At 71.0% G+C, this 18773-nt stretch carries 12 protein-coding genes; 11 read left to right on the top strand and 1 reads right to left on the bottom strand.

The genetic code is table 11. From position 1 onward, the window contains the following. Window positions 1-34: 34 nt before the first annotated feature. The 6 genes from WMF20_RS43735 to WMF20_RS43760 all read left to right on the top strand — a co-directional run bounded on the left by WMF20_RS43735 (window position 35) and on the right by WMF20_RS43760 (window position 9240). Entirely contained in the window at window positions 35-1090 is a 1056-nt protein-coding gene (locus WMF20_RS43735) for a hypothetical protein (RefSeq protein ID WP_437607702.1), read from the top strand. Between the two features lie 55 nt (window positions 1091-1145). Then, window positions 1146-3218: a PEP/pyruvate-binding domain-containing protein gene (locus WMF20_RS43740; protein ID WP_437607704.1), complete on the top strand. Its 2073-nt coding sequence runs from the start codon at window positions 1146-1148 to the stop codon at window positions 3216-3218. Window positions 3219-3282: 64 nt separating this feature from the next. Continuing rightward, complete coding sequence (locus WMF20_RS43745; RefSeq protein ID WP_437607706.1) at window positions 3283-3966, top strand: DUF4956 domain-containing protein; 684 nt, start codon at window positions 3283-3285, stop codon at window positions 3964-3966. A 100-nt stretch (window positions 3967-4066) separates the two neighbouring features. After that, a complete protein-coding gene (locus WMF20_RS43750; RefSeq protein ID WP_437607708.1) occupies window positions 4067-6196 on the top strand; it encodes an HlyD family secretion protein in 2130 nt (709 codons plus the stop codon). Between the two features lie 121 nt (window positions 6197-6317). Next, window positions 6318-7553 (top strand): CotH kinase family protein, encoded by a 1236-nt coding sequence (locus WMF20_RS43755; RefSeq protein ID WP_437607709.1) that lies wholly within the window; start codon window positions 6318-6320, stop codon window positions 7551-7553. 373 nt (window positions 7554-7926) lie between these two features. Then, window positions 7927-9240: an Ig-like domain-containing protein gene (locus WMF20_RS43760; RefSeq protein WP_437607711.1), complete on the top strand. Its 1314-nt coding sequence runs from the start codon at window positions 7927-7929 to the stop codon at window positions 9238-9240. 80 nt (window positions 9241-9320) lie between these two features. Here the strand turns inward: WMF20_RS43760 and WMF20_RS43765 are convergent, their stop codons facing one another. Continuing rightward, window positions 9321-10016, bottom strand: coding sequence for a hypothetical protein (locus WMF20_RS43765; protein ID WP_437607713.1), 696 nt, complete (start codon window positions 10014-10016; stop codon window positions 9321-9323). 124 nt (window positions 10017-10140) lie between these two features. Between WMF20_RS43765 and WMF20_RS43770 the strand changes: the two genes are divergently transcribed. The 5 genes from WMF20_RS43770 (at window position 10141) to WMF20_RS43790 (ending at window position 18724) form a co-directional block, all read left to right on the top strand. Next, complete coding sequence (locus tag WMF20_RS43770) at window positions 10141-10821, top strand: methyltransferase domain-containing protein (protein ID WP_437607716.1); 681 nt, start codon at window positions 10141-10143, stop codon at window positions 10819-10821. Between the two features lie 81 nt (window positions 10822-10902). Beyond that, on the top strand, window positions 10903-13149 hold the full coding sequence (locus WMF20_RS43775) for a glycosyltransferase (protein ID WP_437607717.1): 2247 nt from the start codon (window positions 10903-10905) through the stop codon (window positions 13147-13149). 38 nt (window positions 13150-13187) lie between these two features. Beyond that, window positions 13188-14579 carry a DUF362 domain-containing protein gene (locus WMF20_RS43780; RefSeq protein ID WP_437607719.1) on the top strand — a complete coding sequence of 464 codons (1392 nt, stop codon included), beginning with the start codon at window positions 13188-13190 and terminating at the stop codon, window positions 14577-14579. A gap of 202 nt (window positions 14580-14781) precedes the next feature. After that, window positions 14782-17016: a DUF3160 domain-containing protein gene (locus WMF20_RS43785; protein ID WP_437607721.1), complete on the top strand. Its 2235-nt coding sequence runs from the start codon at window positions 14782-14784 to the stop codon at window positions 17014-17016. Window positions 17017-17452: 436 nt separating this feature from the next. Continuing rightward, on the top strand, window positions 17453-18724 hold the full coding sequence (locus tag WMF20_RS43790; RefSeq protein WP_437607722.1) for a non-reducing end alpha-L-arabinofuranosidase family hydrolase: 1272 nt from the start codon (window positions 17453-17455) through the stop codon (window positions 18722-18724). Window positions 18725-18773: the final 49 nt, after the last annotated feature.

Genomic DNA, 18773 nt, shown 5'->3' on the forward strand with positions numbered 1-18773 from the left:
GCCCAGCTTAACCAAGACAAAGGAAACAGATCCCATGACCATCACTTATCGCCCCTTGCTGCTGCCCCTCGCCGTCGCGCTGCTCTCCACCGCCGTAGGCTGCTCCGGCTCGGACGCGGAGGCGCCGGGCGACGGGACGACCAGCACGTCGTCGAGCTCTGGGGGCGCCACCTCTGGCGGCGCGACCACCGGCGGCGCCACCACCGGCGGCGCCACCACCGGCGGCGCCACCACCGGCGCCACGACCGGCGGCGCCACCACCGGCGGCGCCACCACCGGCACCGGCGGCGGGACGACCGAGAAATTCAGCTTCTTCGTGACCAGCCTCGTCGCCATGCAGGAGCTGTCGGGCTCGCAGGACGGCTTCGGGGGCGATCTCCGCTTCGGGGAGACGGGCCCGGGCGCCGGCCTCCGCGGCGCGGACAAGATCTGCGCGACGATCGCCGAGAGGAGCCTCCCGGGCGCGGGGAGCAAGCAGTGGCGCGCGTTCCTGAGCGCCGTCGCCGGAGAGGACGGCAAGCAGGTCGACGCGATCGACCGGATCGGCGAGGGGCCCTGGTACGACCGGCTCGGCCGGCTTGTCGCCAACAACAAGGCGGAGCTGCTCAACGATCGACCCATCGCGGCCGACGAGGCGATCATCGATGATCTGCCGAACGAGGACGGCGTCCCCAACCACCAGCCCGATCCGAGCCAGCCCGAGGTCGATAACCACGACATCCTGACGGGGACCAACGACCAGGGCAAGCTCTACAGCGCGACGGCCACGTGCAAGGACTGGACGGCCGCGGCGGGCGACAAGAACGCGGAGGGGAGGCCGCGCGTCGGGCACTCGTGGCCGAGGAACTTCGGCGGGGGCTTCCCCACCGGCGGGGGCTTCCCCACCGGCGGGGGCTTCCCCACCGGCGGGGGGGACCCCGGCGGCCCCGGCGGGAACCTCAACATGGCCAACTGGATGTCGTCCCTCGACGAGTCGGGGTGTGCGCCTGGCATCAACCTCCTGGAGACCGGGGGACCGCTGCCCAACGAGTCGACCGTCGGCTCGGGCGGTGGCTACGGCGGGATCTACTGCTTCGCGCTGACGCCCTGACGCAGGCGCGCCGGCGCGCCGCCCCTCGATCAACTTACTTGTCTCAGGAGGACTCATGGTTCAAGGCAATCGCATCACGTCGATCGTCGCGCTCGCCCTGCTCTCCGCGGTGCTGCCGGGCGCGTGCGGCGGCGGCGGCGGCGCACCGGACGACGTCGGCGCGGCTCCGGAGGTCTGCGAGCGCAAGGGCGACGACGGATCGACGGAGTTCCTCAAGCGCGTCGGGTGCGCCGAGGACTTCGAGGCGCTCGCGTCGGCGCCCGTCGACGCGAGCTTGCCCGGCGCGCGCTCGGTCAAGGTCGTCCTGGATCAGGCCGATCAGAACGCGCTGTATTTCCAGAACAGCGTTCTCTACCAGATCCATTACGACTTCGTATCTTCGCACCTGTCCGGCGAGGGGCTGCCCTATGTCCCCCCCCTCGCCGATTTCAACGCGACCGAGTACTTCACGCCGGATCGCCGCTTCGTCCTCGGCGCGGTGACGCATTACGAGGGCCCCGACGCGTGGGCGCTCGAGCTGTCTCCGTACGACACCGCGTCCGCGGACATGATCGCCACCCTGTTCCGGGCGGTGAAGGGGGCCTCCTTCTTCGGCGCGAAGCTCGCCTTCCACCCCACGTCGGAGGCCGTCGCGGTCGAGGCGAAGAAGCTGCCCGCCGACGTCCCCGTGGTCAGCACCGGCGATCTCTACGCCGGGATCGACTACCAGCCGCTCTCGCTCGGCACGGCCATGGGGCGCCTCCACTTCGCGAAGGCGGCGGATCTCGACGACGAGTACCTGTCCCATCAGGACATCGTGGTGCTCGACGAGGCGCCCAACGACATCTCGGTCGTCCAGGGGATCATCACCGAGGAGTTCCAGACGCCGCTGTCGCACGTCAACGTGCTCTCCCAGAACCGGCGCACGCCCAACATGGGGCTGCGCAACGCGATGAGCCACCCCGAGCTGCTCGCGCTGAAGGACAAGCTGGTCGAGCTCACCGCGGGGCCGTCGTCCTGGAGCGTCCGCGAGGTCACCGAGGCCGAGGCCGAGGCGTTCTGGGAGGCGCACAAGCCCAAGCCCGTCACGCTCCCCGAGCTGGACCTCTCGGTCACCGATCTGCGCGACATCGCGGAGGTGACCCCCGATCCGCCGCAAGGCGAGCCGCTCCGGGACGCGATCAAGCAGGCCGTCCTCGCCTTCGGCGGCAAGGCGGCCCACTACTCCATCCTGTCGAGGATCCCCGACGTCCCGGTCCAGAAGGCGTTCGCGATCCCGGTCTACTACTACGACCAGTTCATGAAGCAGAACGGCTTCTACGAGCAGATCGAGGCGATGCTCGACGACCCGAAGTTCAACACCGACCCGGCGGCCCGCGACGAGCAGCTGAAGGCGCTCCGCGACGCCATGAAGGCGGCCCCCGTCGACGCCGACCTCCAGGCGCTCCTCAAGGAGAAGATCGCGGCGGAGTACCCCGGGCACGCGATGCGGTTCCGCACCAGCACGAACAGCGAGGATCTCGACGGGTTCCCGTGCGCCGGCTGCTACGACTCGCACACCGGCGATCCGACCGACTGGGAGGACGTCCTCGACGCCATCCGCAAGACGTACGCGAGCGCCTGGAAGCTCCGCACCTTCGATGAGCGCACCTATTACGGCATCGATCACCGGTCGATCGGGATGGCCCTGCTCGTGCACCACAATTTCCCCGACGAGGAGGCGAACGGCGTGGCCATCACCAACAACCCGTTCGACACGGCCGGCGTCCAGCCCGCGTTCTACGTCAACGTGCAGGCGGGCGGCGACGTGGAGGTCGTGGCCCCGCCGGCGGGCGTGACGAACGACGAGTTCCTCTACTTCTTCAACCAGCCGAACCAGCCGGTCACCTACCTGACGCACTCGACCCTCGTGCCCGAGGGCCAGACGGTCCTCACGGCGGCGCAGGTGCACGCGCTCGGCAAGGCGCTCGACGCCATCCACACCCGGTTCTCCCCCGCGTACGGCCCCGCGGCGGGCAACACGGGCTGGTACGCGATGGACGTGGAGTTCAAGTTCGACGACGACGCGAGCCCGAACGAGCCGCCGACGCTCTACATCAAGCAAGCGCGCCCCTACCCCGGCCGCGGGGCTGCCGCCGGGGCGCCGTGAGGCGGCCGACCGCGGGCCCGGGGGGGCCGCGCCCCGCGGTCGCCGCAGGCGAGAACGGACCGTCATGATCGACTGGCTCGGATGGCTCACCCAGGGGAGCGCCGTGGACCTCCGCAGGGCCCTCGTGGCGCTCCTGCTCGCGTTCGGGCTGGGGCAGGTGGTCGCGCTCGTCTACATGGCCACCTTCCGCGGCCTCTCCTACGCCCGCTCCGCCGTGCACAGCATGGCCATGGGCAGCGTCATCACGTGCATGCTGATGCTCGCCGTGGGCAGCAGCCTCGCCGCCGGCATCGGCGTCGCCGTGGGCCTGAGCGCGGTCCGCTTCCGCACGACGCTCCGCGATCCGCGCGACGTCATGTTCGTCTTCGCGGCGCTCGGCGTCGGCATCGCCTGCGGGCTCCAGGCGTTCGGCGCGGCGCTCGCCGGGACGGCGATCTTCGGGGGCGGGACCTTGCTCCTCCACGTCACCGGCTACGGCGCGCGGCGGCAGCCGGACGGCCTGCTCCGCTTCACCGCGCCCTCGATGCCCGACGCGGAGGAGGCGCTCGCGAAGATCCTCCGCGCGCACTGCCAGACCTTCTCCCTCGTGACCCTCCGGGAGGCCGCGCAGGGGACCCTCATGGAGCACGCCTACCAGATCAGCGTCCGCGCGCCCGAGCTCCGCGCGTCGCTCGTCTCGAGGCTGCAGGCCATCCCGGGCGTGCAGGACGTCTCGCTCATGCTCCAGGAACCGACGCTGGATCTCTAGCGGCCGAGGCCCCTCGTCGAGGGGCCCGCCTCGCTCGCCCCGCGGGCGCGCTCGACCCGTCGACGCGACCGCCGTCGTCATCACCGCGCAAGGATCACCGATGCACAGCTACCTGCGACTCCGCTCGGCGCTCAAGGACGCCGGCCCCGCGATCACCCTCGTGCTCACGCTCGGCGCCGCGCTGTGGCTCCACCTGGACGGCGGCGGCCCTCGCGGGCAGGTCTTCGGCTTCGCGGAGGCGCTGCCCGAGGCGATCTCGCCGATCGAGACCGCCCGCGTCGCCTCCATCGAGGTGGCCGTCGGCCAGGAGGTCTCGGCCGGGCAGGTCATCGCGACGCTGGACGCCTCGGCGATCGACGCCGAGATCAGCGTCGCGAAGGCGGAGAAGGCGCAGGTCGAGGCCGATCTCCGGATGGAGCTCGCCCTCGTCGAGCAGAAGCTCGACGTGGATCGCGCGTCGGTCGAGCGCCACCTCGCCGAGCAGCGCGAGGAGCAGCGCCGGGCGGTGGCCGAGGCGAAGGTGCTGGACGGCGAGATCGCGAGGATGAGGCAGCTCGTCGAGGGCCACCTGACGGCCGTCGACCAGCTGGCGAAGCTCGATCTGCAGCGCGCGACGGTGACGGCGATCGCCAGCGAGAAGCCGCGCACCCTGAGCCTGCTCACGGCGCAGCTCGAGGCGGCCGATCGGCGCCGGAGCGAGCTCCGGGATCAGACGTCGGGGCTCGCGGCGAAGCTCGACGCCGACGCGCGCGTCGCGTCCGAGCGCATCGCGATGCTCGAGCAGCGGCGCGCGGGGTACGCGCTGCGCGCGGCGAGCGCGGGGCGCGTGGCCTCGATCGACCGGCAGCCCGGCGACGTGGTCCCGGCCGGCGAGCCCGTGGCGCAGCTCGTGAGCGCGCGCTCGGGCGCGCGCGCGATCGCCTGCGTCCCCGAGCGACTCGCGCTCGGCGTCCACGAGGGCGACGGCGCCGAGCTCTGGATCCGGGGCCAGCTCGGCGACGCGCTGCCGGGCACGGTCGCCGCGGTGGGTCCGCTCGTCTCGGAGCTCCCCCCGCGCTGCTGGCCGGCGCCGCAGGTGCCCGCGTGGGGCCGCGTGGTCACCATCGCGCTCGACGCGCCGGCCGCGCTCGTCCCCGGCCAGGCCTTCGACATCACCTTCGGCGGCGCGCGGGCGGCCGCGCCGCCCAGGCCCGCCCCGGCGCCGCCCAAGCCCGCCCCCACCCCCGCCGCGCCCGGCGCCGCCGCCGCGCCGCAGGCCGCCGCGGCCTCGTCGCAGCTCCCCATGAAGGTGCCGCCGGCGCTGGCCGGCCGCTCGCGCCTCGAGCCGTCCGGCGTCCTCGCCCGCCCCGGCGAGTCGCGGTACCTCATCGTCAGCGACGACACCGGCCACGAGCGCAATGAGGGCGCGCCGTGGCTCTTCGCGATGTCCGCGGGCGGCGCCGTCGCGCCGGATCCGGTGCCCGTGAGCGGCGTCGACGAGCTGAGCGACGTCGAGGGGATCGCCGCCGGCGACGCGGGCGAGGTCTACCTCCTCTCGTCGCAGAGCTACAGCAAGAAGGGGAAGCGCAAGCCCGCGCGGACCGCGCTCCTCCGCCTCCGCCCGGAGGGCGGCGGCTTCCGCGTCGACGGCGAGATCCACCTGGCGGAGCTGCTCGACGCGGCCCCCGCGCGCGCCGCGGCGCTCGGCCTCCCGGACGGGACGCGGGCGCTCGACATCGAGGGCCTCGCCTTCCGGCAGGGCGCGCTGTACCTCGGGCTGAAGGCGCCCCTCGATCCGCAGGGCAACGCGATGATCTGGCGGGTCGCCGCCCCGCTCGCGCTCTTCGGCGGCGAGGGCGCCTCCCCGGTCCAGGCCGCGCGGGCGAAGGGCGGCCGGGCCGCGGACGAGGCGAGGCGCTTCGAGGCGGCCGGCGTCTCGCTGTGGGCGCGCGCGCGCGTCGACGTGGAGGTCGACGGGCGGCCCACGCCGGGCGGCATCTCGGAGCTCGCCTTCATGCCGGACGGCTCGCTCGCGATCGCGTCCACGCCCTCGACCGCGGACGGCGATGCCGGCGCGCTGTGGCGGGTCGATCGCCCCGAGGCCGGCGTCCTCTCGCCGCGCCTCGTCCAGCGGTTCCCGGGGCTCAAGCCCGAGGGGCTCACCCCCTCGCTCGCGCCGGGCGCGCTGATGATCGTGTTCGACGCCGGCAGCGCCGCGCCCTCGTTCCAGGAGCTCCCGTGGCGCCCGTGAGCGCGGGCCGCGGCGCCCCGCTCGCGCCGCGCCGCGGCGCGGTCGACCGGCCCCAGTCCGCGCGGGCGGACGCGGAGGAGAGGCGGTATCCAGAGAGATGCTCCACTGGAAACCGGGAACGATGAGAACCAGCCACGCTTCCGCCGCCCTCGCCCTCCTCCTCGTGGTGGCGAGCCAGAGCGGCTGTCCGGTGCACGAGGAGACCGGCGAAGCGGTCTTCGATCGGACGAAGCTGCACACGATCGCGATCACCGTCGACGAGGCCCACCTGGAACAGCTCGCCACGGATCTCGACAACCGCGTGCCGTGCACGCTGACCTACGACGGCGAGGTCGTCCGCGGCGCCGGGATCCGGCAGAAGGGCAATGACATCAAGGAGCTCGAGAAGAAGCCGAGCTTCAGCGTCAAGATCGACGAGTTCGACGAGCGGGCGGAGCTCGACGGGGTCAAGAAGCTCTTGTTGAACAGCGCCAAGCAGGACTCGAGCTTCTTGCGCGAGCAGCTCGGGGGGGACATGCACGAGCGCGCCGGGGTGCCCGCCGCGCGCACCGCGCACGCGGTGGTGAGCCTGAACGGCGTCGACAAGGGCATCTACGTCGTCACCGAGGCCATCGACAAGCGGTTCCTGAGGCGCCATTTCGGCGAGAAGAACGACGAAGGGGCGCTCTACGAGGGGCCGTGCTGCGGCGACTTCGTCGACGATCTCGGCGCCGCGGAGCTCGACGGCGGGGAAGACAAGGGCGCGGCCGCGCTCCGCGCGCTCGCCGAGGCCATCCGGGACACGCCGGACGAGGCGCTCGCGGCGAAGGTCGGCGAGCACCTCGACCTCGATCGCTTCATCACGAGCTTCGCCCTCGAGGCGCTCCTCGGTCACTGGGACGGCTACGCGTACCGCGCGAACAACTATTACCTGTACAAGAACCCGGTCGACGGGCGCTTCGTGTTCCTTCCCCACGGGATGGACCGCATCCTGGAAGACCCGCGCTTCGACACCGAGACCGCGCCGGTCGCCGTGCTCCCGCGCCGGATCCGCGAGATCCCGGCGCTCGACGCGCGGTTCCGCGCCGAGCTCGACCGCATCGCGCGCGCGGCGTGGGACGAGGGCGCCGCGCTCGCGGCCATCGAGCGGGCGGCGCAGGTGATCAACACGGCCAGCGCCGGCGAGGCGACCCGGGACGATCTGATCGAGTTCAACGCGAACGCGAGCGCGCTCCGGGACGACCTGAAGCTGCGCCGCGCCCTGATCGATCCCGCGATCGCGTGCGGCGACGGCGACGTCGGGGGGCTCGAGACGTGCGATGACGGCAACACGGCGGCCGGCGACGGGTGCAGCGCGGCGTGCCGCGTCGAGCCCTGACCGCCGGCGACCGCCCCCGTTGCTGCGCAGCGCCGAGCGTGACCGAGCTCAACCGTCGTGTTGCGCAAGGCGCTGCCGGAGCCCGCGAACGGTTGCGGGATGGCGCAAGGGCCCGCAGACGTCCTGATCCGACAGAGTACCTCCGGCGCCGCTGAACCGCAAAATCCCGACGCCTTCCGCCGGCCCCACCGCGGCATGCGCGATGCTGCAAGCGGAGCCCGGCGCGCAAGGGGCGATGGGGCCGCCCCGGAGATTCTGCCGTCAGCAGAGCGGCTGTCCGCAGAGCTCGCCGCGCCCGCGATGATGTTGCCGAACGTCACCAGGGAGAAGGTGCACCATGCGAAGCGTATTCCACTCTCGCGCGAGTAGAACGATGGTCATCGCGCTCGTCGCCGCGACGCCGGCGTGCGACCGGGACGCGGAGGGCGCCGCGGCGAAGGAGGCCGCGGAGACAGGGGTCATTCATGCGGCGCTCACGGTCGGAGGCTTGCGTCACGACGTCGTCGCGGTCCACTACAAGGTCGTCGCCCTGGACGGCACCTGCGGTGATGCGGCCATCGCCGAGACGACGAGCGCGCTGGAAGAGGAGGCGCTCCCCGAGCGCGCGCTGCCTCCCGGGTCCAGGGTCCACGCGGGGGCCGACGGCCTGTTCGTGGTGCCGCCCGGCGTCTACCGCGTCTGCGCGACGCCGCTGAGCAGCGCCGGCCCTTCGGTGGAGTGCGCCCCCGCCGAGGCGACGGCCTCGGTCTTCCCCGAGGGGACGTCCGAGATCACCCTCGTATCCCAGTGCGCCGGGGCGCCGAACGGCGGGCTCGACGTCATCGCCGCCCTGAACGACCCGCCGGCGATCGAGGACATCGACATCGCCCCGAGCAAGTTCATCACGCAGTGCGAGACCGCCACGATCGCGGTGACGGCGTCGGATCCCGACGGCGACGCGCTCTCGGTCGCCTGGGAGCTCACGGGCGGCGCGGGCGAGCTCGCGGGCGCCGGCAGCGCCGCGACGTTCACCCCGGCGGGCCCGGGCGTCGCCACGGTCCAGGTGACGGTCACCGATGTGCTTGGCGGGAGCAGCCGGCTCTCGTTCCCCCTGCACGTGTCGGCCGCGGACTGCGGCGGGGGGACCTGCAGCGACGGCATCCTGAACCAGGGCGAGACCGGCGTCGACTGCGGGGGCCCGTGCGCGCCGTGCGGCGGCGTCTCGGTCTTCAGCTACGTCGACACGCCGGCGGACGACGTGGGCATCAAATCGCTCTACGACTTCTTCTCGAGCCTCGGCAGCGTGAGCTCGAGCCAGTACATCCTGTTCGAGATCGTCACGAGCGAGGGCGCGACCGCCTGGTGCTCCGAGAACGCCGCCTTCTACGTCGACACCTACGTCACGCAGACGAACGAGGGCGGCGGCACCTTCTATTCGGGCCCCTGGAACAAGTACTGGCGCGTGCTCGACGGCCCCTGGTCCGGCCCGGACACGGGGCAGTACTCGAACAGCTACGCAGCGAGCTGCGACGAGAGCCCGTACTCGTGGTGCGCCGAGTGGGACCTGGGGGGCAACCGCTGGGCCGTGATGCCCTATCACACCGTGACCAACGGCGAGAGCTACCTCAACTGGAGCTACTCGAACGGCGAGAACTGGGGGGTCACGATCGCGGTCGGCGATGACCGCCTGTCGACCTGCGGGTTCTAGTCTCTCCGCTGCTGGCGTCCCTGGACACAGCTGTCCGACGCCGGGCAGCCGTGGTCTGCTCGCGGAAGCGGCGCACGCCTTCAGGGCTGTCTCTGGGCGGATGGCCTCGTCTGTCCGATCTCGAGCCAGCCCCGGAGCATCAGGGTCCGCAGCAGGACGACGAAGTCGTCCTCGGTGAGCGCGTCGTCGGACGCCGAACCGACGGCGGCCAGGACCTCGCGAGCCGTCCGCTCGCCGTCGATGGACGACAGGAGCCTGCGCAGAAAAGCGCCGAGCGGGCCCGGGATCGACATCGATTTGCCGCTCGCGGCGATCAGCTCCACACGAGGCTTCGCGCCCCCGGGGCCGAAGGACCACCCCTCGAGCAGATGGATGCGTCGGCCCGCGATGAGCCGCGGGATCATGTCCAGGATCGCGGTCCCGCGCCGGGCGGCGTGGTCCTCGAAGGCGCGCGCGACGGGATCGGGCGCGAGGTCTCCGCGCTTCTTGGCGGCGAAGAAGATGGTGGAGTGAACCGACGCAGGGAGCCACTCGTCGAGCGCCGAGAGGTCGTGGAACATGGCCCTCCTCCGGCGGATCTCCAGCGCGTCGAACGCGAGGTCATCGAGAAATGCCGGCATGTCGTCGCACGTCAGGGGCCCGGCATCCGGTGGATCCGAGGAGCGGCGGAAGGGCAAGCCGAGATTGAGCCATACGCCTCCTGAGGACAGGACCCGGTTGATCTCCCGCGCGATGAACGTCGGCGCCCCGGCGATGTCCAGCAGGTACTGGGTCACGACGAGCGATATCGATCAGGGAGCGAAGGGTGGTCGTCGACGAGGGCGCCGATCCGCGCTCCCGGCTCAGCCCGGCCGCGCGGCCCGGGTGAGGCTCCGCCGCCCCCGTGCTATGGGGGCTGCCATGCCGAACGCCGCCGGCGACATCGACGTGGAGGCGCTCAACGACCGCCTCGCCCGGGAGCACCCGATCGACGACTACTACGACCGCGCCCCGCTGCCGATCCGGCTCATCGAACGCGAGCGGCTCGCCATCATCCGCGACATGCTCGGCGACTGCGCGGGCCTCGACCTCGCCGAGGTCGGCTCCGGCGGCGGCCACGTGCTGCGCATGTTCCCGCGGGCGCGCATCACGGCGATCGACGTCTCCGACGTCTTCCTCGACACCGCCCGCAAGAACCTCGCGGGCTACGACGCCCGCTTCCTCAAGGGCGAGGTCGACGGGCTCGACCTCCCCGCCGCGAGCTTCGATCGCATCATCTGCACCGAGGTCCTGGAGCACACGGTCGAACCCTCCGCCGTCCTCGCGGCCATCGCCCGCCTCCTGCGCCCCGCCGGCGTCGCCGCGATCACGGTCCCGAACGACCCGCTCATCGCGCGGCTGAAGGGCCTCGTCCGCCGCACGCCCGTCGGCTACCTCCTGCGCGACCGCATCCAGTGGGGCGGCGACGTCTACCACCTGCACCAGTGGACGCCGGACGAGTTCGGCCGCCTCCTCGAGCGCCACTTCCGCGTGACCGAGCGCCGCGCCGCGCCCCACGGCGCCCTGCCGATCCGCGCCTGCTTCCGCTGCGTCCCCCGGTGACCCCCGCCGTGCACCCGGACCGCCCCGAGCGCCCGTCGCCCCGCCGCGGGCTCCCCTTCCAGGCAAGATAGGCGAACCACCATGTCCGAACCCCAGTCCGAGCCTGCTCCGGAGACCCCGATCGAGCTCTCCGTCATCGTGCCGTGTCTGAACGAAGAGCTGAACATCCCCGAGCTCACCGAGCGCGTCCTCGGCGTCTTCCGCGAGGGCGCCCTCGCGGGGGAGCTCATCCTCGTCGACGACGGCTCGGCCGACGGCACCGCCACCACGATCCGCGCGCTCGTGGCCGCGCACCGCGGGCTCGTCGTGGGGTGCTTCCACCCGCAGAACCGCGGCATCAGCGCGGCGTGGCGCACCGGCGCGGCCGCCGCGCGCGGCAAGCTCGTCGCCATCATCGACGCCGATCTCCAGTACCAGCCCGAGGACCTGCTGCGCCTCCGGCGCGAGCTCTACGAGCACAGCGTCGATGTCATCCAGGGCTGGAGGAGCGCCGTCGGCCGGCGCAAGGACCGCCGTTACCACCTGAGCCGCGGGTTCAACTCCCTGCTGAACACCACCTTCGGGATGTCGCTCCAGGACAACAAGAGCGGCTTCGTGATGTGCGCGCGCGAGGTGTTCCAGGACCTCTTGACGTACAAGGGCAGCTATTTCTACTGGCAATCGTTCATCCTGGTCGCCGCCCACGCCAAGGGCTACTCGTACAAGGAGGTCGAGACGCTCTTCGAGCAGCGCCGGCAGGGCGTCTCCTTCCTCGACAAGGGGGCGGCCGGCGCCGTGGTGAAGTCGTTCTACGACCTCGGCAAGGCGATGTGGGAGTACCGCGTGGGCCGGCCCCCGGCGGACGTGGCCACGCAGTACCTCCGCCGCCACCCGGTGCTCGATCGCTCGCCGGAGCGCGATCCGCTCATCACGGCGAAGTGGCGCGCGTACCTCGCCGCGTTCAACCACACCCACTGGATGATCACGCGCGACGTCGAGCATTACTACGAGACGCTGCGCAAGACGCAGTGGCTCACGCCGGAGCAGACCCACGAGCTCCAGGACGAGAAGCTGCGGCGGCTGCTCCGCCACTGCTACCGCAACGTGCCCTATTACCGCGCCCGCATGCAGGAGCTCAAGCTGCGGCCCGAGGACATCCGCGGCCAGGAGGACCTCCACAAGCTGCCGTTCCTCACCAAGGCGGATATCCGGCGCCACCTCTACTTCGACATCATGTCGGAGAACCACGACAAGTCGCAGGTCCTCAAGATCACGACGAGCGGCTCCACGGGCGAGCCCTTCGTCTGCTACGCCGACCGGGCGCAGCTCGAGTTCCGCTGGGCGGCGACGCTCCGGGCGCAGGAGTGGACGGGCTACCGCTTCGGCGACCCGACGGTGCGGCTGTGGCACCAGACCATCGGCATGACCCGGTGGCAGGCGGCCCGCGAGCGCGCGGACGCCATCCTGTCGAACCGGACGTTCATCCCCATCTTCGAGCTGTCCGACGACAACCTGGGCAAGATGATCGCGCGGATCGCCGAGGTGCAGCCGGTGCTCATGGACGGCTACGCCGAGGCGCTCGACTTCCTGGCGCACTACGTGAAGGGCACCGGCAAGGTCGCGGCCCGGCCGCGCGCGATCATGTCGAGCGCGCAGACGCTGCCGCTGCCGAGCCGCCGCCTCATCGAGGAGGCGTTCGGCTGCGAGGTCTTCGACAAGTACGGCAGCCGCGAGTTCTCGGGCATCGCCTACGAGTGCGAGGCGCACGAGGGCCACCACGTCGTGGCCGAGGGGTACATCGTCGAGATCCTCCGCGACGGGCGCCCGGCGGAGCCCGGGGAGATCGGAGAGGTGGTGATCACCGACCTCAACAACTTCTGCATGCCCTTCGTCCGCTACCGCATCGGCGATCTCGCCGAGGCGATGCATCCGGCCGTGCCGTGCCCTTGCGGCCGCGGGGCGCCGCGCGTCGGCCGCATCGAGGGGCGGGTCCAGTCGATCATCCGGGGGACGGACGGGCGTTATCTGCCCGGCACGTTCTTCGCGCACTACCTCAAGGAGTTCGATTACGCGATCAAGCGCTTTCAGGTGGTTCAGGAGGAGCGCGACGCCATCACGTTCCGCGTGGTCAAGGGCGGGCGGTTCTCGCAGCAGGTGCTGGACGAGGTGCTGTCCACGTTCCGCCGCTTCCTCGGCGAGCGGATGCGCATCCAGGTCGAGTTCGCGGACGACATCGCGCTCGTCCGCACGGGCAAGCACCTCGCGAGCGTCTCGCGCCTGAACGTCGATTTCCAGCGCGCCGCGCCGGCGGAGATCCTGTCGTCCGGCGCGAACGGCGCGGGCGGTTGAGAGGGGCGCTCCGGATGGCAACGGTGATGAGCCGCGTGGTGACGGTATCGAGGCCGGGCCTCGGCTACGCCGATCGCGCGCCGTACGGCGCGCCGGGCCCGGTCTACGAGGCCGTCGAGGCGCTCTTCCGGGGGCTCGGCCTCGACGCGGCGCGCGCCGGCACGCCCGCGTGGAACCCGCTCGGCGACCTGATCGCGCCGGGCGACCGGGTCATCATCAAGCCGAACCTCGTCTCGTCGAAGAACCTGCACCAGAAGATCACGGGCGAGCGGCTCGCCGCCTCGAGCACGCACGGCTCGCTCCTCCGGCCGGTGCTCGACTATGCGCTCCGCGCCGCCAGCCCGCGCGGGCGGGTGCGCGTGGTCGACTCGCCGGTCGAGGGCTGCGAGATCGAGAAGGTCGCCGGCCCTCTCGGCATCTTCGACGTCATCGATCACCTGAAGGCCCAGGGTCATGACGTCGATTTCATCGACCTGCGTTATTTCCGGGTCGCGCCCGTGTTCGCGCTCGACGACGTGCGCCGCTTCGGCCGCTCGTGGAACCTCGGGCTGCTCCTCCGCCGCCCGCTGCCCGGCGATCCCCGGGGCTACCGTGTGGTCGATCTCGGCCGGGACAGCTTCTTCGCCGGCGCGGGCGCCCCGCGCCCCGGCGCGCTCCGCTTCCACCGCAGCCATTACGCGACGCCGGTGCCGCACCACACCGGGGAGCGGCACGAGTACAGCATTCCGCAGACGCTCCTCGACGCGGATGTCGTCATCAACCTGCCCAAGCTGAAGACGCACAAGAAGACCGGGGTCACGCTCTCGCTGAAGAGCGTGATCGGGTTGACGAACGAGAAGTACTGGCTCCCGCACTTCACCGAGGGGGATCCGTCGGTGGGCGGCGACGAGTTCGATCGTCCCCAGGGCCTCGGCGAGGCGGTGGAGAACAAGCTGAGCCGGTTCCCGCTCCCGGGCGAGCACTCGCTCGTGGCGCGCGCGCCGCGGCTCGGGGCGCCGCCGAAGGTCATCGACGGGAGCTGGGAGGGGAACGACACGCTCTGGCGGACCATCCTGGATCTCAACCGCATCCTGTTCTTCGCCGACCGCGGCGGCGCGCTGCGCGGCGAGCCGCAGCGGCGGTACCTGACGATCGTGGACGGCATCGTCGCGGGCGAGGGCGAGGGGCCGCTCGGCGCGACGCCGGTGCCCGCGGGGCTCTTGATCGGCGGGTTCGACCCGAGCGTCGTCGACGCGATCGCGTCGCGGGTGATGGGCTTCGATCCGGCGCGGATACCGCTCGTGCGCGCGTCGCTGGGCGGGGTGTTGCTCCCCGGCGGCCGCCTCGACGAGGTCGAGCACATCGTCGATGGCCCCGCGCCGACCCACCGGTTCAAGCCGCCCCGGAGCTGGCCGTCGCTGCTCGCGGGCGTGGCCGGCGCGGCGGCCTGACCCAGAGTTCCGCGCGTTCGGCCAGAGCACCGCGCTCCGCGGCTCGGCATCCTCAGCACGAAATCCACGCTTGGTCGCAGGCCGTTCGCTCCAGAGGGGGTGTCGCTACGCCTGGCACGCCGGTTGCGGTTCGCGAGCCTCGGCTCTCCCCCATCGAGTGGCACATTTTGACCGGGAGAGCGGGAGGCATGACATGAATGGCATGATGCGAACGACGATGACCTGGCTCGGGCGCGGGACCAGAGTGACCTTGCCGCTGCTGGCGCTGCTCTGCGCCTGCTCGTGTGGACCCGTCGGCCCCGATCCCAGCGCGATCGCCGATGTGCCAAGCGAGATCGACCCTGGCGCGGAGATCACGGTCTCTCCGCCGGCCAGCGTCGACCCGCTGCTCCAGGAGCTCGAGGAGGCACGGCTTTCGACCGCGGACGAGCTGCGAGCGAGCCACGCCGTCGAGTTCGAGCCGAACCTCGGTTACGACCCGCTCGCCGCGACGAACCTCGACCAGATCCTGGCCGCCTTCTTCTCGGCTCCCGACGCTCCGAAAGAGCGCCTGTCGCAAATGGGCTTCGCCATCGACGCGAACCACCGATTCCCGTCTTTCGCCCTCGGCTATTCCGAGATTTACATGGCGGATCTGCCGGTGTTCATCAGCAGCGACATGGTGCTGGAGGCCATTTACCGCTCGCACGACAAGATCCTCCAGCAGCTCGAGAAGAAGGCGCTGCGGCCCCGGCTCAAGCGCTTGCTGACCGAGATTCGCGGCTCGCTCATCGACGCGGCCGACACGCTGGAGCCGGAGGTGGCGTCCGATCTGAACTTCTACCTGGGCGTGGCCGTGTCGCTCTTGAACGGCAAGGTCGACCCCCGCGAGCCTTCAGGGGTACAGAGCTTCGTCGACGCCGCCAGGCGGGCCGCGGGGATCCAGGAACGCGTGCTGTTCGGCGTGAAGCGGAACATCGACTTCTCGCAGTTCAAGCCGCGCGGGCACTACGACGGCGACCCGGAGCTCGAGAGCTACTTCCGCAGCATGATGTGGCTCGGCCGCATCGACTTTCGTCTGCTCGAGACGCAGGAGGACGGCAAGCAGATCTTGCGGCGCAGGCAGGTCGAGAGCGTCATCGCGCTGCGCCGGCTCCTCGACGAACGCACGTTCGCGGAATACAAGTCGATCGACGGGACCATCAGCGCGTTCGTGGGCGAGCACGACTACATGACGCTGCCGGAAGTGGACGAGCTGCTCACCGCGCTCGACGCTCCCGACGGGATCACCGCCCTCGACGACGCGACCCTCGCCGGCGCGCTCGTCCAAGGTCAGTTCGGCGAGCAGCGGATCGCCAGCCACGTGATGAAGCGACAGGCCGGCGGCGCGAGCACCTTCCCCTTGAACCTGAGCTTCGCGCTGTTCGGCCAGCGCTACACCGTCGACAGCCACGTCTTCTCGAACCTGGTCTACGACCGCCTGCCCACGCGCGTCGTGCCCGACCCGCTCGACGTGGCCTTCGCCGCGCTGGGCAACGACCAGGCGCTCGGCCTGCTCGGCGACGAGCTCGACGTCGAGGCCGGCTATCCCGGTGAGCTCTCCGCGCTGCGCCTGCTGGTCGACGAGCACCCCGAGCCATACTGGGAGGGCAGCCTGTACACGAGCTGGCTCGGCGCGCTCCGCACGCTGTCGCCCGCGGCGGGCGCCCCGCCTTCGGACCTGCCCGCGGTGGCCCGCAGCGAAGCCTGGGGCCGCCGGCTGCTCAACACCCAGCTCAGCTCGTGGGCGCAGCTCCGCCACAACAACGTGCTTTACGTGAAGCAGTCGTATACGTCGAACGCGTCGTGCGAGTATCCCGACGCCTACGTCGACCCCTACCCCGAGTTCTTCGAGGCCGTGGTCCGCTTCGCCGAGCGCGCGCAGGAGCTCACCGCCACGCTCGAGCTCGATCCGAGCTTCGGCGGCCAGATCGAGGATTACTTCGCGCGCGTCGCGCGCATCAACCTCACGCTCGCCGAGATGGCGCGCGCCCAGCGCAGCGGCCAGCCGCACAACGCGGAGCACCTCGCGTTCATCAACCGGGCCGTCACGGCCAGCGTGAACTGCGACGGGACCGTCCTCGGCCACTCCGGCTGGTACAGCGAGCTCCACTTCGACCCGCTGCAGGCCGTGGAGATGGATCCCACCATCACCGACGTGCACACCGACATCGGCGGCGACTTGCCGGTCCCTCGTAAGCCCAGCGTGCTTCACGTGGGCACCGGCGTGCCGCGCCTGATGGTGGTGACCGTCGACTCCTGCCAGGGTCCCCGCGCGTACGCGGGCGTCGTCTCCGCCTACCACGAAGTCCTTGAAGACGGCCTGGTGCGCCTCACCGACGAGGAATGGAAGACGAAGGTCCAAACCGACAACGATCTGCCGGTCGTGCCCTGGCTCGCTCCGTTGCTGAGCGAATGAGCGCGGGGACCCCGCTCGACAACGTCACCGCTGGCTCGAGCGCTCTGGCCCCCCGGGTAGTCCAGCTCGCACCTTTCCAGTAGCACCGTCCCGCGCCGCGACGCGCTCGGAGATGCGGTGTAGCCTGCCGCAGCAGCACCGCGGGGCGCAGACGAGCCTGCCAGGGCGGCGGGCGCCCTCTTCCTCGTGGGGTAGCCCACGCGAGCATCGCCGCGGGCCGCCGCTCCGCAACCGTCGGGATCGCGGATACCCGCGCGCCGGTTTCTGATTGACGCCGGCCATGTTAACGCTCACAATCAGGACTCCGGGGATCCTTTAGCTTTGCCCTGGATGGGCCGTCCTGTGCACCGGGCCCTTCGTCCTCATCCGCTTCAACCTCGACGGTCGGGCTCTGAGGAGCTCGCTGGCCCTGTCGGGCATCCCTCTGGAGACTAGCATGACCACTCACCTCGCTCTGCCCCACCAACCCCTGACTCACCACCGCTCCACCCTTCGTCTCTCTGCCCTCGGCTGTGTGCTCGCGGCGCTCGCCGGTTGCGGCAGCGATCCGGACGACGGGCAGGAGCCCGCTGATGGGACGAGCAGCTCGGCGAGCACGACGACGAGCGCCAGCACCACGGCGGGATCGGGTGGAGGGGGCACCGGCGGGTCGCCTGCCGCCGGGAGCGGGGGAGGCGTCACGAGCGCGAGCAGCAGCACGTCGGCCGCGGGGAGCGGCGGCTCCGCAGGGGAAGGGGGCAGCGGCGGCGAAGGAGGCAGCCCGCCGGTGACCTGCGACCTGCCCACCACGTTCAAGTGGAAGTCGAGCCAACCGGTGATCAGCCCCAAGCCGCCTGGTGGCCGCACCTGGGCCTCGGTCAAGGACCCGACCATCGTGTTCTTCAACAACAAGTACCACGTCTTTGCCACCGTGTTCGAGACCGCTCCGAGCAACAACTGGCAGTCGATCTACACGAGCTTCACGGACTTCCCTCAGGCGAACGCCGCTGAGCAGCACTTCATGGGGAGCTGGCCCACCGGCAGCACGGTCGCGCCCCAGGTCTTCTATTTCCGGCCGCACAACAAGTGGTACCTCATCTACCAGTGGAACGGCAGGTACTCGACCAACGACGACATCAACAACATGAACGGCTGGAGCCGCCCGCAGCCGCTGCTCAAGGGCGAGCCGGGCGCCATGGGGAACGTCCTCGGCGCGCTGGACTTCTGGAACATCTGCGACGACGCCAACTGCCATCTCTTCTTCTCGCGGGACGACGGGAAGCTCTACCGCTCCAAGGTCAGCATCGACAAGTTCCCGAACTTCGAGGGCTATGAGGTCGTCATGACGGCTCCCAGCTCGGGGCTCTTGTTCGAGGCCAGCAACGTCTACAAGATCGACGGGTCGAACAAGTACCTGCTCCTGGTGGAGGCGTTCGACAACAGCCCTCGCTTCTTCAGGTCCTGGACCTCCGAGAGCCTCGATGGGCCCTGGGCGCCCCTGGCCGACACAAAGGCGAAGCCCTTCGCCGGCCCCGCGAACGTGACGTTCGAGGGCGGGGACTGGAGCGACGACATCAGCCACGGCGAGCTGGTCCGCTCCGGGCACGACGAGCGCATGACCCTCAACCCGTGCGACCTGCGGTTCCTCTACCAGGGGAGGGATCCGAGCGTCGGGGGGGAGTACGGCCGCTTGCCCTACAGGCTCGGGCTGCTCACGCTCGAGAAGTAGCTCCGGTCCCCTCGAGGCGGGCTCCCCGCTGGAGCCCCCCATCGAGCCC

The sequence above is a fragment of the Sorangium sp. So ce834 genome (assembly GCF_051521425.1).
In the GTDB taxonomy this organism is placed as follows: Bacteria; Myxococcota_A; Polyangia; order Polyangiales; family Polyangiaceae; genus Sorangium; species Sorangium cellulosum_D.

What these genes read in the sequence shown, in the direction of transcription:
- WMF20_RS43770 (WP_437607716.1), top strand. Translation starts at nt 10,141, where the DNA reads ATGCCGAACGCCGCCGGCGACATCGACGTGGAGGCGCTCAACGACCGC.
- WMF20_RS43785 (WP_437607721.1), top strand. Translation starts at nt 14,782, where the DNA reads ATGATGCGAACGACGATGACCTGGCTCGGGCGCGGGACCAGAGTGACC.
- WMF20_RS43775 (WP_437607717.1), top strand. Translation starts at nt 10,903, where the DNA reads ATGTCCGAACCCCAGTCCGAGCCTGCTCCGGAGACCCCGATCGAGCTC.
- WMF20_RS43790 (WP_437607722.1), top strand. Translation starts at nt 17,453, where the DNA reads ATGACCACTCACCTCGCTCTGCCCCACCAACCCCTGACTCACCACCGC.
- WMF20_RS43760 (WP_437607711.1), top strand. Translation starts at nt 7,927, where the DNA reads ATGGTCATCGCGCTCGTCGCCGCGACGCCGGCGTGCGACCGGGACGCG.
- WMF20_RS43740 (WP_437607704.1), top strand. Translation starts at nt 1,146, where the DNA reads ATGGTTCAAGGCAATCGCATCACGTCGATCGTCGCGCTCGCCCTGCTC.
- WMF20_RS43735 (WP_437607702.1), top strand. Translation starts at nt 35, where the DNA reads ATGACCATCACTTATCGCCCCTTGCTGCTGCCCCTCGCCGTCGCGCTG.
- WMF20_RS43750 (WP_437607708.1), top strand. Translation starts at nt 4,067, where the DNA reads ATGCACAGCTACCTGCGACTCCGCTCGGCGCTCAAGGACGCCGGCCCC.
- WMF20_RS43755 (WP_437607709.1), top strand. Translation starts at nt 6,318, where the DNA reads ATGAGAACCAGCCACGCTTCCGCCGCCCTCGCCCTCCTCCTCGTGGTG.
- WMF20_RS43745 (WP_437607706.1), top strand. Translation starts at nt 3,283, where the DNA reads ATGATCGACTGGCTCGGATGGCTCACCCAGGGGAGCGCCGTGGACCTC.